Genomic DNA, 14250 nt, shown 5'->3' with positions numbered 1-14250 from the left:
GCCTCGTCGAGGATCTTCGAGACCATTCGATCGGAGATCGCCTCAACGTGGTGGAGCTTCGACCACAGCGGCGCGTCGGGATCGGACCGGTTGGGATGCGCGTCGAGCCAACGGTTGACATACGGAACCGACGGAATCAGCATGACCGTTCGTCGACCCTGCTTGCCTTCGACCGTGACCTGGAGGCCGTGATCGTGGTCCTGGACGTCGCCGACGGAGAGGTTCTTGAACTCACCGCCACGGAGGCCCGCATCGAACTGGAGTGCGATCATCGCCGCGTCGCGCGCGTTGTAACACTCGTCGATCATCGGCTGGACGTCGTCCTCCCAACGGAGCATGTCGCGCGGGTCCGGCGTCGGGTCGTAGTTCCGAGACGTACTGGTCGGGACCCACTCGACTGCGTCGGGGCAGTCGTCGCCGTCGGTCACGCGCTTTGCGATGACGCGGAGAGCAGCGCGGTAGTCCCGATTCGTCTCCTCGTTGTCGTAGGTGCGGTTGATCCAGGCGACGATCGTCTCGGCAGTATCGCGGTCCTCGATCGCGTCCGAGAGCGAGACATCGAGCTCTTCGGCCATGATCACGCCGTGGCGGAGCAGCTTCTCGTGACGGTAATCGGAGTAGGTCTGTGCGAGGAGATCGAGCCGATCGGAGAAATTGATCAGCAGCTCGCGATCGTCGGCGTCGATCTCATTGCTGTCCTCGGCGCGGGTTCGAAGCCGGTCGATGCGTTGTCGCGTATCAGCGGCCATATTACGCTCATCGACGACAACAGTGTTAAAACTGTAGCTTTGAACCCCGAGTTCACAGCTCTCCACCGGCTTCCGGAAAGGAGTTCGAAGCTCGTCGTGTTGCTGCTCCCCGTTTCGACTGGTACTCTCTCCCCGTACTCATCGTTCGTTCACATGTCTCGACGTTTTGCTCGGCGAGTTCGTAACGCTCACCATCAGAATCGACCCATCCGTCCATCGGAAACCCACGGCGTCGTTTCGATCAGTTCGTTTATCGAACGACGGGGTGGAAGCGAACTGGGAAATCCGAACGCTACGAAACCGACTTCTCGGACTGCTCGGTGTCGTCCGATCGGATATAGACCTCGAGAACGCCGTTTTTGAACCAGGCCGTTTGCATTTCGGGGGAACTCCAGGGAAGTTCGACCCGACCAACGGTGGTGTTCGTTTTCCTGATAACGAGTTCGTTCGTTCTCGGATCGATCCCTGCCGTGAGATCGTCCTTGTCGGCTCCGGGAAGATCAGCGATAACGACAAACTCGCCGTCGTCTCGACGAGTATCGATCAAACACTCCGTGGACCGGGATGTACGTGCTCGCGTTCGTTCCTGCTCGTTCGTGCGCTGTTCCCGATCCGTCCGAGTTCTTCGAGTCGGAGGTCGCGATCGGGGAGGGCCTCTCGAAGATCGCTTCGCGTCTTCTCCAACGACCTTCTCTAATCCCTCCGACAACGATCGCAGTCCTGCTTGAAGCGAACTCTCGATAGCTGTCGCAAGGGAGGGATCCGTCTGTTGGGTATCGCGTCCGGGCGCGTTCGGTTCACTGTCGTCCCGCTCGTTTTCGTCCTTGTTGCCCATGGGGGTCACCTCTGTATCGCGGGTACTCCCTATGTCACGTGCTATCCTCCAACAGAATATATCTCCGGAGTTGGCACTTGCTACGTGTTCTTTTCGGGAGGGGAAAATCGTGTCTCGTCCGGTGGTGAGTTCACCCGTACTGATCTCGAGGTCGACGATGCCGATGAACCCGTCGTCAGCGGTTTCGTCGTGTTCCTGTGGATTCCGGTCCCGCTACCGGCTTCTTGTCGAGCGGATTCGTGAACGAGGAGTCCGCTCCCCGCCGGTGGCGCTATCGGGCTTCCCTGTAGTACGGCCCGAATCGCTGCTCGTCGTTCGCCGAGAGGTCGATCCCGTTCTCGGCGAGCAGTTCGATCATCCGTTTGGTCTCACACTCGTACCACGTCGACAGCACTCGAACGTTCTTCTGCGCGTAATCGTAGTTTCGCTCGAGGACGCGTCTGTCGGTCGGGTCTAGTTGGCGTGCCTTCATTCCATCCCACCTCTGGCGCAGAATCATACATGATTCGTAATAAGCTTGTTGTACGTTATCAATGACTTCTGATGCTGGACTCGAGCGAACGACGTACAGCTCGAGGCCGGGCTCGAGTATCTTCTCGAGAGCTGGCTGGATCGGTCACCTCGTCTCCGCTCCGGAAGGTTGCTCCTCGAGAGCGAATCGGATACGCTCTTTGCCGAGCGGAGATACTGACGTCCCATGACCGAGACAAGTGGAGGGCTGACCGAACAGTCCGCCCTCGGAATCGTCGCGCTGGTGACCGGAGTCCTCGCGACGCTGCTCGTCCTCCCGTACCTCCAGTATGTCCTGCTCGCCGTCGTGCTCGCCTACGCGCTCACGCCGTTCCAGACCGTCCTCGAGCGGGTCCTGAGCCCGACCGCGTCCGCGCTGGCGTTGATCGCGGGCTCGCTGCTCGTGCTCGTGCTCCCGGTGCTGTACGTCCTCGTCGTCGCGATCCGACAGGCGTCGGAGCTGGTGGGAACGATCCAACAGCAGGGGTTGGACACGGTGGCAATCCAGAACGAACTCGAGGGCTTCGGCTACCAGCTCGACCCCGAAGCCGCCGTCGCGGCCTACGAGGCCAACCAGGGCCAGATCGACGACGGCCTCCACGGACTCCACGGCGCGGTCACCGGGACCCTCGAGTTCCTCGGCGGTCTGCCGTCGATCGCGTTCGGGCTGACGGTGACGATGTTCGTCCTCTTCGGGCTGCTCCGGGACGGCGACCGACTGGTCGACTGGCTCCAGACCGTGGTGCCGATCAGCGACGACGCCAGGGACGAACTGTTCGCCGAACTCGACCGGCTCATGTGGGCGTCGGTGATCGGCAACGTGATCGTCTCCGCGATCCAGGCCGTGTTGCTCGGGATCGGCCTCTGGGTGCTCGACGTGCCGGGTGTCGTCCTGCTCACGGTCGCGACGTTCGTGCTCGCCTTGCTCCCGCTCGTGGGAGCGTTCGGGATCTGGGTCCCGGTCTCGATCTACCTCGTCGCCGTCGGACGGCCGCTGGCGGCCCTGGGGCTGGTCGGTTACGGAACGCTCGTCAGCGTCTCCGATATGTACCTCCGCCCGGCCATCATCGGGAAGAGCGGCGCGCTCAGCGCCGCGGTGATCGTCGTCGGGATCTTCGGCGGCGTCGCGGTGTTTGGCGCGATCGGACTGTTCGTCGGTCCCGTCGTCCTCGGCGCGGCCAAGATCTCCTTCGACCTCTTCAGCCGGGAGTGGAACGGCTCGGCGGCGTGAGGGTCTCGCGGGCGCTCGAGCAACGGACGGGTCGAGACGGTTTTTCTCATCGTCCGTCTCTCACCGTAAAAAGTCGCTTTGATACGTTAGGACGAAAAACGGTCTTTCAGAGATGGTAGTCAGCACGCTCCGAAACAGGTCCGGGAGGAAGTCAGCGACGAGACCGGGACCGAAACGACGCATCGATGCGCCGTCACGTCCGTACTGCCCCGTCCGGAGGGGCCGCAATCGGCGGTGAGCGCCCGTGGATCGACGAAATTTCCTCACGGTAGCGGGCGCCACCGCCGCGGGGAGCGCCGCTGCCGTGTACGGCGGCGTCCAGCCGGACTACGATATCGAAGCAATCGATGACAGCGAGGGGATGGTCGTCTTCACGTACGACGACAGCCCGATCGAGGACTACACGCTGACCTACGAGGTCCACCGGGAGTACGACGTCCCCGGTTGCGTCGCGGCCTGTCCCGGCTGGATGGCGGAGTCCGACGAGTTCCTCGAGCCGGCACAGCTCGCCGAGATGCACGAAACCGGCTGGGGAGTCATGTCCCACACGTATCGACACCGCGCGCTCGGCTACATCACCCTGATCGAGGAGGTCGAGGAGGGGGACGACCGGATCTACGTCGACATCAACCGCCACGGCGACGTCGCGGGCGATCCGCTCGTCGTCTTCGACGAGGAGAACCGGGCCGAAGGTACCGTCGCCGGACAGGGAAGCGAGTCCGGTCGGGAGTACATCGACCTCGAGGAACCCCTGACGGAGTCGATCGACGTTTCGGGCTACGTGCGCTATTCCGAGGCGTTCATCCGTGAGATCCTCGAGAAGACGGACGAACAGCTCGAGGCGTGGCGCCTCGACGTGACCGGGTTCGTCTACCCGTACGGTCGGTATCACGGGGTCGCCGAGGACGTCGTCCGGGACCACTACGAGGCGGTCGCGAACCACCGCTACGGCGGCGGCCACAACGAACTCGAGGGACTCGACCCGACGACGATGCGGCGGATGTACGTCGAGACCGACACGGCGAGCGAAGACGACATTGACGAGTTCATGGATACTGCCGCCGAGGAGGACGTCCTCTCGATCGTCGGCGGCCACTCCCAGTTCGACACGCTCACCGAGGATCGCATCCGCTACACCATCGAGGCCGCCCTCGAGCGCGATCTCGCGATCGTGACCCTCGACGAGGCGTTCGCCGTCCTCGAGGAGCGAACCGGGTGAGTTAGTCCCCGGGACCACAGTAGCCCGCAGTCTCAGCTCCCGGGCGAAGCTATCGAAACGAAGAGCGCCAGCGTCTCAAACGGCGACTTGGAGTCGGCTCAGGGCGTCCGCTGTTCCATGTACTCGTCGTGGCTGATCTTCTCGAGGGCATCGGTCGGGAGACAGAGCAGGTCGCTGCGGCGTTTCGGGAGGACGCCGTCCATCACCGCGCCGCTGGCGTAGTCGACGTACCACTCGAGGTCGACCAGTGAGACGTCGTTCGTCTCGAGGATCCGGCCGACGGCGGCTCCCGCCTGCGGAAGTTCCCGCTCGATCGAGTCGGGTAATCGATCCGGACGTACGCGGACCATGTCGCCGGGGCGAAGCGCCATTCACTAGGGGGATCGATCGGATGGAGGTTAATGATTCCGGCTTGCTCAATACTCCCGTCTGCAGAACTGTTCGCCCGGAGAGCCGGACAGGCCGCTTCTCGAGCCCGAATTTCCGGGATCACAGGAACGCCGTCAGGATCAACACGACCGCGACGCCCAGCGCGGGAACGTCCCGTCGGGAAAACGCGAGCGTCGGCAGTGTGGGATTCCAGGAGAAACACCTCGCCCGCAGGGCCAGCGAGAGCCGGTCGGCGCGGTCGAACGTCCGCGAGAGCCCGAGGAGACCGATCGTCGTCGCGCGCTCGAGCGCGCCCCGTTCGGTGCCGAGCCGCGCAGCCGACGCGTCCCGGATCGTCCGCAGGTCGGACTGCACGACAGGCAGGAACCGAAAGACCAGCGCGACGCCGGTTCCGAGCAGCTGCCCGGGCTTTCCGGGAATCGTCCGCTGGATCGCCGCCCGAGACTCCCGAACGGGCGTCGTCCGAACGTAGGCGGCGCTGACGAGGAGGACGAGCAGCACGCGGTAGCTCGCGAGCGCGGTGACGAGACCGGCCTCGAGGTCGAGCCACGGCGGACCGAGGGTCGCGGCCGCGACGAGGGGACCGACCGCGAGGATCACCAGCGCGAACCGGTAGGCGTACAGCGTCCGAAGCACGGGGACCCGCGCGAGCGCCAGTACTGCCGCGGTGAAAACCGAGAGCCCGAGCAGAGCGCGCGGCGCGGTGTGAGCGAGCGCGGTCGCCGCGAAGCCGATCTGGACCGCGAGCTTGCTCCGGGGGTCCAGATCGTGGACGACCGTCTCGCCGGGCTCGTAGGTCAGCATCGCTCCTCGAGATCCGCCCGCGCTCGAGGGACGCGAACCGGCAGTCCGTCCAGTCCCTCGAGGGCCCGCTCGGGGGAGTCGTCGACGACGACCCGTCCGCCGGCCATCGCGATCACGCGGTCGGCCAGGCCGAGGACGTCCCGCAGGTCGTGAGTCGCGAGCAGGATCCCGGTGCCGTCGGCGGCCAGCGCCTCGAGTCGACCCACCACCGAGCGGCGCGCGGGCTCGTCGAGCCCGGTGAAGGGTTCGTCGAGCACCAGATGGGTCGGCTCCATCGCGAGCGCGCCCGCGATAGCCACGCGGGACTGCTCGCCGCCCGAGAGCCGGTCGATCCGTTCGTCCTCGCGTCCCCGAAGGTTCACCGCCTCGAGGGCCTCGGCGACGCGGCGATCGATTTCGGTGCGCTCGAGGCCGAGGTTCGCGGGGCCGAAGGCGACGTCGTCGCGGACGGTCGCGGCGACGAACTGATCCCGGGGGTGTTGGAACACCATTCCGACGCTCGTCCGGGCGCCGATGACGTCGTCCTCGACGGCGGTCCCGTCGACCAGCACCGTTCCCTCGTCGGGACTCAGCAGGCCGTTGCAGTGACGCAGCAGAGTCGTCTTCCCGCTGCCGTTCGCTCCCGCGAGGACGACGAACTCGCCGTCCGGGATCGAGAGCGAGACGTCCTCGAGCACCCGGACGTCGTCGAAGCCGAACGAGACGGAGCGAAACTCGAGCATCAGACGGTGTCGATCCGACCGCTCTCGACGATCGCGACGGCGGCGGCGATCTTCACCAGTTCACCGGGGATGAACGGCAATGCTCCGACGGTAATCGCCTCCCAGAGCTCGAGCTCGAGCAGCCAGGCCATGTAGCCCACGCCCATCCCGTAGATGAGGACGGTCGCGGTGACCAGCGCGACGACGACCAGCGCCGTCGAGACCTCGGCGGGGTCCCGCAGGTCGGTCCCGCGGTGGACGAGCAGCCCGATCAGGCCGGCGGCCAGGGGGTACGACCAGAGGTAGCCGGCCGAATCCCCGACGAGGACGCCGAGCCCGCCGGCCATCCCCGCGAACACCGGGAGTCCGATCGCGCCGGCGGCGAGGTACAGCAGTATCGAGACCGGTCCCCAGAGCGGGCCGAGCAGCAGTCCCGCGAGGAAGACGAACAGCACCTGCAGCGTGATCGGCGCCGGGGAGAACGGGATCGGTATCGCGATCGGTGCCGCCGCGCCGAGCAGCGTCGCGAGCAGGGCCGCTCGAGCGAACGCCTGGACGACGTCGCCGTCGACGAGGTCGACGTCTCTCCGTTCGGTTGCCATACGTCACCACTGCCGTAAACCGTGATCAAAACTTCGGTTTACGGACCGCGTCAGCCGTCGCTGCCGGTAGAGTCACGCCGGAAGGAGGAGTCGTCGGTTAGTGCTGGTGACCGGTCGCCTCGGCGAAGGTCTGCCCGAACCGCTCCTCGAACTGGTCCATGATGCGTTCCTCCTGGGCCTCGAGCTCCGGATCCGACCCCTCGCCGTGGTGGACGATGTGGTGGGCGCGGCTGGCAAAGGAGAGGAGGGTGATGTCGCCGACGGTCTCGGCGGCGTCCTGGTCACCCTCGGCGAGGAGGTCGATGAGTCCGGACGGGAGCGTGACCTCGTCGGTCTCGTCGTCGTCGGTCGAGATCGTAATCGTGGTCGTGTCGACGTCGTCGGTCATACCCCGAGGGAGGGGTGGCGCACCTAAAGACCCTGTGGCTCGGCCGTGCTCGAGGGGTGTGGTGTGATAGCTCCCCGCGAGGCTTTTGCTCCTCGGCGACGAACGGACTGGTATGCCCACTATCGAACTCGAGGCGGAGACCGTCGAACGGCTGGACGGACTGCGCATCGAGGACGAGTCCGACGACGAGCTCGTCGTGGAGCTGATCAACATCTACGAAGCCAGCGAGTACACGCTCTTTCACGCGGGCTAAGGGAACGTGACGGGTCGCTGACGGTCTCAGTCGCCGGCTGCGGCCTGCCGGACCGACTCCCAGCGCCCCTTCGACTCGAGCTGGTTCTGCAACTCGTCGGCGTACTCCTGGGTGAGCTGTTCGGCCGCCCGAAGCTGTTCCTCCCGGTCGTCGCCGCCGTCACCGCCGAGGCCGAGCGCGCCGAGGATGGAGTCGACGACCCCGCCCGAGGACCCCGAGGCACCCGGGGTGCCGCCACCGCCGCCCTGACCGCCCATCGCGCCCATCTGCTGTTCGACGTTCTCGAGTTCGGGGATGATCTGGTCGACCTTCTCGGTGTTGGCGACGATCCGCGCCCGCTCGGGATCGTCGGCGTCCTCGATCTCGAACTCGGCGGCGGTCATGATCAGGCTCCACTGCTGGCTCGAGAACCGCGAGTCCTGGACGCGTGCGGAGAACTCCTGATCGACGGTCATCCGTTCGCCGACGATCCGGTCCGTCCACGAGGTGTCGCTCATGGCCGTCGATTGCGCGGGTGTGCGTATCAGCGTTTCCCTCGCCGCAGCGCCGACGGGAGGCGATCCTGGGCTCATACGGATTGCTGTACCGATTTACCGGCGCAACCGCGACCCGGGCGGCGGTTGCGCCGGAAATGACTTACAGTAAACCGTATCAATCGAGGCGTTCCGAGCGTTCGGCGTGACGAGTCGAGAGCGCGACGTACCGATCGGCCGTCTCCTCGAGGCGCGGGTCGTCGATCTCGGCTTTCGGTTCCGCGGGCGCGCCGGCGACGAGCGTCTCGGGTTCGACCTCGGTTCCCTCCGTGACGACGCTGCCGGCCGCGACGACCCCTCCCTCGCCGATCCGGGCGCCGTCGAGGACCACGGCGTTCATCCCGACCAGCGCGCGCTCGCAAACGGTCGCGTCGTGGACGATCGCGCTGTGGCCGACCGTGGCGTAGGGCTCGAGTTCGGCGTCCTCGTGGAGGACGGCGTTGTCCTGGACGTTCGCGCCCTCGCCGACGACGATCCGGCCGTGGTCGCCCCGGAGAGTCGTATTCGGCCAGACGCTGGCATCGGCCTCGAGGACGACGTTCCCGATCACGACCGCGCTCTCGTCGACGTACGCCGAGTCGGCGATCTGCGGTTCCGTGCCGTCGAATGAACGAAGCATGGCGGACATCTCTCGCGAACGGGGCTTGAATCTACCGTCGGTCGAGGCGTATTCGAACCGAGCCTCGTATAAATACCAATGTATGTTGGCAGTAGCTCTAATGCGGTATCCCCACTACCCAGAAGTAGGCAGTGGACGGACGTACCGGAATACATCCGTAGCCCGCTGCCGTGCATCGAAGGCCCCATCTTCGACCCAGGAAGTCTACCCCGCTTCCGTTCCCCGAAGACGGTCACCTTCGACGTGGAGGGTTCGACCCCGCTTCCGTTCACCCAAGACAGTCACCTTGATCAGGGGGGTCAGACCCCGCTTCCGTTCTGCGACTTCCTTCCCTTTCCGCTCGACTCGAACGCCGAGTCGCGTCGCCGACCGAAACCCCACGAGTCGGCGATCAGTCGATCGAGCGACTCGAGACGACGGCGGTCGACGGATCGATCGCCGCCGGACCGTCGATCGAGGGCGCGATCGCTTCCCGCCCCGGGTCGTGATCCCGAAGTTCCGCCGGGTCTGTCGGCGCCTCGCGCTCGGTCTCGAGCGTCGTCTCCTCGCCGTCGGTCGTCACCACGACGTGGCCGTGAACCCCGGTCCAGTAGGTTTCGATACCCCGGTCGGCGAACGACTCGAGGACCTCGTCGTGGGGGTGGCCGTACTGGGAGCCCTCGGCGCTCGAGATCACCGCCACCTGGGGGTCGACGGCGTCGAGGAACGGCTCGGTCGAGGACGTCGAGGAGCCGTGGTGGCCCGCCTGGTAGACGTCGGCCGCGAGGTCGTCGCCACGCTCCTCGAGGAGTCGCCGTTCGGCGTCCCGTTCGGCGTCGCCAGTCGTCAGGTACGAGAAGTTGCCGAACTCCACGGTGAGGGCGACGCTGTTGTAGTGGAGGTCGTCGCCCGAGTCGCCCTCGGGCGGGTTCAGCACCGTCGCATTGGTGGCGTCGTCCTCGAGGGGAAGCTCGTCGCCCTCGGCGACCTGAAACAGCGTGACCTCGTACGTTTCGACGGCTTCGAGGTAGCGGTCGTAGGTCCCGCTCGTGTGGACGACCCCCGAATCGTAGGCCGCGCCGACCCCCTCACCGTCTTCCTCGAGGTGTTCGATGACGGCGGCGTGACCCCCGATGTGATCGGCGTGGGCGTGGGTCGCGACGAGGTGGTCGATCCGGTCGACTTCGTGGCGCTCGAGGTAGTCGATGACGTCCCGGCCGTCGTCGCGCCAGTCGCCGGTGTCGATCAGGATCGTCTCCCCCGACGGCGTCACGACGAGGGCCGCGTCGGCCTGGCCGACGTCGACGTGGTGGATCTCGAGTTCGCCGGTCGGCTGCTCGGTTTCGATCTCCTCGCCGTCCCCGCTGGCGCCGTCGTCGCCGATACAACCGCTCAACGCGAGAAGCACGACGGCGACGACGATCAGGGCGGTTCGTCTGGTACGGGAGTCGAAACGACCGGACACTACCTACGTTCGCGGCGGTCGGGAAAGAAGTAGTTCTCGGTTCTAGAAGGCGTCGCCCTGGAAGTCGGTGTCGGCGTGGAGGTCCGATTTCAGCGCGTCGTGGACCTTACAGAGCTCGAACGCCCGGTCGATTACCTTCTGCCCGGTCTCGTCGTCGACGTCGCCCTCGACGCGGATGTCGAAGTGAACCGACTCGAGTTTGTCGTCGTCGTTGAGTTCGCCCGTCGACTCGATCTCGATCCGGCCGAGGTCGCCGGCGTCGCGCTGCTGGCCCCCGACGCGCAGTGCGGGGACGTAACAGGACGCGTACGCCGCCAGCAGGCTCTCGAGGGTGTCCGGCGCTTCCTCGCCTTCGGCGTCGATCGTCGTCTCGAACTCGCCGATCTCGTTCGTCGCGCTGAACCCCTCCTCGGAGACGGTGGTGACTTGTTTCGACATCGCAGTCTGGACAACCACTGCCGTCGCCGTAAACGTTGTTCTCGGGGGCAACACCGTCCGGTTCGAGTTCGCGCGGAATAAAAGACGGATACGTCCGACCGCTTCAGCTCTCGAGTTCGAACGGCTCGTCGGCCTCGAGGACGTGGACCTCGGCGTCGCTGCCCGTCCCCGCGACCTCGCTTTCGAACTGCTCGGGGTCCTGCTCGATCGGCGGGAACGTATCGTAGTGCTGGGGGAACGCGTGGTCGACGTCGAGCCAGTCGACGGCGACGGCGGCCTGCCAGGGCCCCATCGTGAAGTGGTCGCCCATCGGTACCGCCGCGGCGTCCGGTTCGAGGTACGGACCGATCACCTCGCGCATCTCGGTCATCAGCGAGGTGTCGCCCGCGTGGTAGAACGTCGTCGACTCCTCGTCTGCGACCTGGGTCGGTTTCGTATCGGAGATCACGAATCCGGCGGGCATGCCCGCGCTCGCGTCCGGCTCGGTCATGATGCCGTTGGTGTGGTCGGCTCGAACCATCGTGACGAACGCGTCCTCACACTCGACGGTCCCGCCGAGGTTCATCCCCATCCCGCCGACGGCGTCCTCGAAGCCGAACTCCTCCTCGCAGTAGGAGACGAGTTCGGGGGTCGCGACCAGCGTCGCGTCGCTGAACTCGCCCGCGTCGGCGATGTGATCGGCGTGGCCGTGCGTGAGCAGGACGTAGTCCGGGTCGTCGACGTCCGACGGCTCGAGATCCGTCTTCGGGTTGTCGAAGAACGGGTCGATCAGCAGGTCGGTGTCGCCGACGGTGACGTGCCACGTCGAGTGGCCGTGCCAGGTGAGTTCCATAGCAGGCCAACGGTTGGTCGGAAACCGTCTTAAAACTGGCCGCGGGAACTGCCGTGGCCCGCCCACGATGCGGGTAGCTGCCGGACGCGGGCGAGCCGGCAACCCGCGGGCCGATGCCGTGGCGTTTTTTATCCGGCTCCCTTACAGCGGGGTATGCTCTCACTTTCGCTCGAGGAGTTCATGGTCGAACTGAACGAGGGATCGATCAAGAACGTCGGTCCGACGAACAAGTCCGCGACGGTCAAGCTGTTCGACGTCGAGGAGGCCGAGGCCCGCGAGTTCGGCGACAAGCGGGTCAAACTCGTCTTCGAGGACGAGGACGGCAACGAGGTCCAGGTGTCGCTGTTCCCCGAGGACGTCCGCAAGATCGTCGAGGACGTCGAGGCGCTCGAGGACGACTCCCCCGTTTTCGAGTGAACGAGGGTCGATCCCGGGGGAGTTCCGCGCGCGGATCGAACGGTACTGCCGCGAACGCATTCCGACAACCGTTTTAGGGCGAAACTGCTTGGTCCGTGTAGATGGGTAACTGTATCATCTGCGGTACGTCTGTCGACGGCGAGATCTGCGAGAGTCACGAGGAGGATGCGGTCTTCGAGTTCCGCGGGACCGCACCCTCGCAGCTCACCCCCGGTCGCTACTACCGGGGAACCGTCGACGGCTACGCCGACTTCGGTGTCTTCATCGACGTCGGCGACCACGTCACCGGCCTGTTGCACAGAAGCGAACTGGACAAGCGACTCGAGAGCCTCGACTGGGAGCCCGGCGACGAGGTCTTCGTCCAGGTGCTCGACGTTCGGGACAACGGCAACGTCGACCTCGGCTGGTCGATCCGCCAGCGCGAACGCGAGTTCCGCGGTCACCTGGTCGAGACGGCCGACGACGAGTTCCTCCCCGAGGAGGTCGAGGACGAGGCCGACGAGACCGACGCCGGACCGAGCGCGAGCGACGGTAACGCTGACGCCGGTCCCAGCGCGAGCGACGGTAATGCTGACGCCGGCCCCAGCGCGAGCGCCGACGACGCCGGACCGAGCGACGACTCGAGTCCGTCTACCGGCGGCGCCGAGACGGTCGCCGCCGAGAGCGGCTCCGTCGCCGCCGAGACGACGACGGTCTCGACGTCCGCGACCGACGACGCCGCCGACGCCGAACCCGAAGCCGAGCCGGCGCTGAAGCGAACGACGATCGACGCCATCGAGAACCAGGTCGGCAGCGTCGTCCGCCTCGAGGGCGAGATCACCGGCGTCCGCCAGACCTCCGGCCCGACGGTCTTCGAACTGCGCGACGAGACCGGCACCGTCGAGTGTGCGGCCTTCGAGGAGGCCGGCGTCCGGGCCTACCCCGACGTCGACGTCGAGGACGTCGTCGCCCTCGAGGGCGAGATCGAACGCCACCACGGCGATCTGCAGGTCGAGACCGAGACCCTCGAGGTCCTCGAGGACGAGGCCCGCGAGACCGTCGTCGACCGCCTCGAGAGCGCGATCGAGCGCGAGGCCCGACCGGCCGACGTCTCGCTGCTGGCCGACCACGACGCGGTCGCGGCCGTCGAGGAGGAGATCGGCGACGCCGCGACGGCGATCCGGCGCGCGATCATGGAGGCCCGTCCCGTCGTCGTTCGCCACGCCGCGACCGCCGACGGCTACGTCGCCGGCGCCGCCATCGAGCGCGCCGCGCTCCCACTGATCCGCGAGAAACACACCCGCGAGGACGCCGAGTACCACTACTTCGAGCGCCGCCCGCTCGAGGGTCGGGTGTACGACATGGACGCCGCGACCGACGACGTCACCTCGATGCTCGAGGCCCGCGACCGTCACGACGAGCAGCTGCCGCTGGTCGTGCTCGTCGGCACCGGCGCGACCGCCGAGTCCGTCGACGGCTACGAACTGCTCTCGCTGTACGGCGCCGAGGCGCTGGTGATCGACGACAGCCGCGCCGACGAGGAGATCGTCGACGCCGTCTCGGCGGCCGTCGCGCCGTCGCTTTCCGGCGCCGATGTCGCCGACCTGACCTCGACCGCCCTCGCGGCGAACGTCGCCGCCCACGTCAACGACGACGTCCGCGGCGACCTCGAGCACCTCCCGGCGGTCAGCTACTGGGAGAACGCTCCCGAGGCGTACCTCGAGCTGGCCACCGAGGCCGGTTACGACGAGACGGACATCTCCGAGCGACGCGAGGCCGTCGCGCTCGAGGCGTTCTACCAGAGCTACAAGGACAAGCGCGAACTCGTCGCAGACCTGCTGTTCGACGGCAACGCCGACCTCGCGGCCCACGTCTCCGAACAGTTCCGCGACAAGCTCGAGACCGAACTCGAGACCGCCCGCGAGAACCGCTCGGTCCAGGAGGTAGACGGGCTGACCGTCACCGTCCTCGACACCGACGCCTTCACCCACCGGTACGACTTCCCGACGACGATCCTGCTGCTCGACGCACTTCACCGCCGCGAGCGCGAGGAGTCGGCCGCCACGCTCGGTATCGGCGACGACGAACTCCACGTCCGCACGACCGAGGCGATCGACGTCCGCGCGCTCGGTAACGCGATCGCCGAACGGGTTCCGAACGGCGGCGTCCACGTCGTCGGCGGGCGGGACGGCCACGTCGAGTTCCTCAAGTATCCCGGCAAGTTCCCTTTGACCAGGGCCGTCGGGTTGATGGCAAGCCTCAGCGGGAACGCACGGACCCAGGCCGACTGGTTCTCCGGCGAAAAG

General features: G+C 66.3%; 17 protein-coding genes and 1 pseudogene. 5 read left to right on the top strand and 13 right to left on the bottom strand.

Features of this window, described 5'->3' with window-relative positions:
* The 3 genes and pseudogenes from ACNA7R_RS15935 to ACNA7R_RS15925 form a co-directional block, all read right to left on the bottom strand.
* Positions 1-749 (bottom strand): annotated as a pseudogene (locus tag ACNA7R_RS15935) (site-specific integrase); the annotation flags it as partial.
* Between the two features lie 292 nt (positions 750-1041).
* Complete coding sequence (gene gvpH, locus ACNA7R_RS15930; protein ID WP_416284528.1) at positions 1042-1584, bottom strand: gas vesicle protein GvpH; 543 nt, start codon at positions 1582-1584, stop codon at positions 1042-1044.
* 271 nt (positions 1585-1855) lie between these two features.
* A complete protein-coding gene (locus tag ACNA7R_RS15925; RefSeq protein ID WP_278291092.1) occupies positions 1856-2056 on the bottom strand; it encodes a hypothetical protein in 201 nt (66 codons plus the stop codon).
* 225 nt (positions 2057-2281) lie between these two features.
* Here ACNA7R_RS15925 and ACNA7R_RS15920 point away from each other — a divergent pair, with 225 nt between their 5' ends.
* Entirely contained in the window at positions 2282-3325 is a 1044-nt protein-coding gene (locus ACNA7R_RS15920; protein ID WP_416284527.1) for an AI-2E family transporter, read from the top strand.
* 244 nt (positions 3326-3569) lie between these two features.
* Positions 3570-4544 (top strand): polysaccharide deacetylase family protein, encoded by a 975-nt coding sequence (locus tag ACNA7R_RS15915; RefSeq protein WP_416284526.1) that lies wholly within the window; start codon positions 3570-3572, stop codon positions 4542-4544.
* Between the two features lie 98 nt (positions 4545-4642).
* Here the strand turns inward: ACNA7R_RS15915 and ACNA7R_RS15910 are convergent, their stop codons facing one another.
* The 5 genes from ACNA7R_RS15910 to ACNA7R_RS15890 all read right to left on the bottom strand — a co-directional run bounded on the left by ACNA7R_RS15910 (position 4643) and on the right by ACNA7R_RS15890 (position 7429).
* Complete coding sequence (locus ACNA7R_RS15910) at positions 4643-4915, bottom strand: hypothetical protein (protein WP_416284525.1); 273 nt, start codon at positions 4913-4915, stop codon at positions 4643-4645.
* A 118-nt stretch (positions 4916-5033) separates the two neighbouring features.
* Positions 5034-5738, bottom strand: a complete 705-nt coding sequence (locus ACNA7R_RS15905) for an energy-coupling factor transporter transmembrane component T family protein (RefSeq protein ID WP_416284524.1) — start codon at positions 5736-5738, stop codon at positions 5034-5036.
* The gene (locus tag ACNA7R_RS15900; protein WP_416284523.1) at positions 5732-6460 is read right to left on the bottom strand and encodes an energy-coupling factor ABC transporter ATP-binding protein; all 729 of its coding nucleotides are present in this window, start codon (positions 6458-6460) and stop codon (positions 5732-5734) included. Before ACNA7R_RS15900 ends, ACNA7R_RS15905 begins: the two co-directional genes overlap by 7 nt.
* Positions 6460-7041 (bottom strand): biotin transporter BioY, encoded by a 582-nt coding sequence (locus tag ACNA7R_RS15895; RefSeq protein ID WP_416284522.1) that lies wholly within the window; start codon positions 7039-7041, stop codon positions 6460-6462. The genes ACNA7R_RS15900 and ACNA7R_RS15895 overlap by 1 nt, the downstream gene beginning before the upstream one ends.
* 97 nt (positions 7042-7138) lie before the next feature.
* Positions 7139-7429 carry a hypothetical protein gene (locus ACNA7R_RS15890; protein WP_416284521.1) on the bottom strand — a complete coding sequence of 97 codons (291 nt, stop codon included), beginning with the start codon at positions 7427-7429 and terminating at the stop codon, positions 7139-7141.
* A gap of 112 nt (positions 7430-7541) precedes the next feature.
* On the opposite strand from ACNA7R_RS15890, the gene ACNA7R_RS15885 reads away from it, so the two are divergent.
* Complete coding sequence (locus tag ACNA7R_RS15885) at positions 7542-7682, top strand: hypothetical protein (protein ID WP_416284520.1); 141 nt, start codon at positions 7542-7544, stop codon at positions 7680-7682.
* 26 nt (positions 7683-7708) lie between these two features.
* Here ACNA7R_RS15885 and ACNA7R_RS15880 read toward each other — a convergent pair whose 3' ends face one another.
* The 5 genes from ACNA7R_RS15880 to ACNA7R_RS15860 all read right to left on the bottom strand — a co-directional run bounded on the left by ACNA7R_RS15880 (position 7709) and on the right by ACNA7R_RS15860 (position 11548).
* On the bottom strand, positions 7709-8179 hold the full coding sequence (locus ACNA7R_RS15880; protein WP_416284519.1) for a DUF5799 family protein: 471 nt from the start codon (positions 8177-8179) through the stop codon (positions 7709-7711).
* Positions 8180-8333: 154 nt separating this feature from the next.
* Entirely contained in the window at positions 8334-8834 is a 501-nt protein-coding gene (locus ACNA7R_RS15875; RefSeq protein ID WP_416284518.1) for a gamma carbonic anhydrase family protein, read from the bottom strand.
* Positions 8835-9225: 391 nt separating this feature from the next.
* Positions 9226-10278: a ComEC/Rec2 family competence protein gene (locus ACNA7R_RS15870; RefSeq protein WP_416284517.1), complete on the bottom strand. Its 1053-nt coding sequence runs from the start codon at positions 10276-10278 to the stop codon at positions 9226-9228.
* A 42-nt stretch (positions 10279-10320) separates the two neighbouring features.
* A complete protein-coding gene (locus tag ACNA7R_RS15865) occupies positions 10321-10716 on the bottom strand; it encodes an OsmC family protein (protein ID WP_416284516.1) in 396 nt (131 codons plus the stop codon).
* Between the two features lie 103 nt (positions 10717-10819).
* Entirely contained in the window at positions 10820-11548 is a 729-nt protein-coding gene (locus ACNA7R_RS15860) for a metal-dependent hydrolase (RefSeq protein WP_416284515.1), read from the bottom strand.
* Between the two features lie 153 nt (positions 11549-11701).
* Here ACNA7R_RS15860 and ACNA7R_RS15855 point away from each other — a divergent pair, with 153 nt between their 5' ends.
* Positions 11702-11965: a hypothetical protein gene (locus tag ACNA7R_RS15855; protein WP_008424064.1), complete on the top strand. Its 264-nt coding sequence runs from the start codon at positions 11702-11704 to the stop codon at positions 11963-11965.
* A gap of 101 nt (positions 11966-12066) precedes the next feature.
* Positions 12067-14250, top strand: a 2184-nt coding sequence (locus ACNA7R_RS15850; protein ID WP_416284514.1) for an OB-fold nucleic acid binding domain-containing protein, incomplete at its 3' end; no start/stop codon positions are given.

This window comes from Natronococcus sp., assembly GCF_047921035.1.
GTDB lineage: Archaea > Halobacteriota > Halobacteria > Halobacteriales > Natrialbaceae > Natronococcus.
Note: the sequence above shows the minus strand (reverse complement) of the source record. Positions and strands in the feature narration are given on the sequence as shown.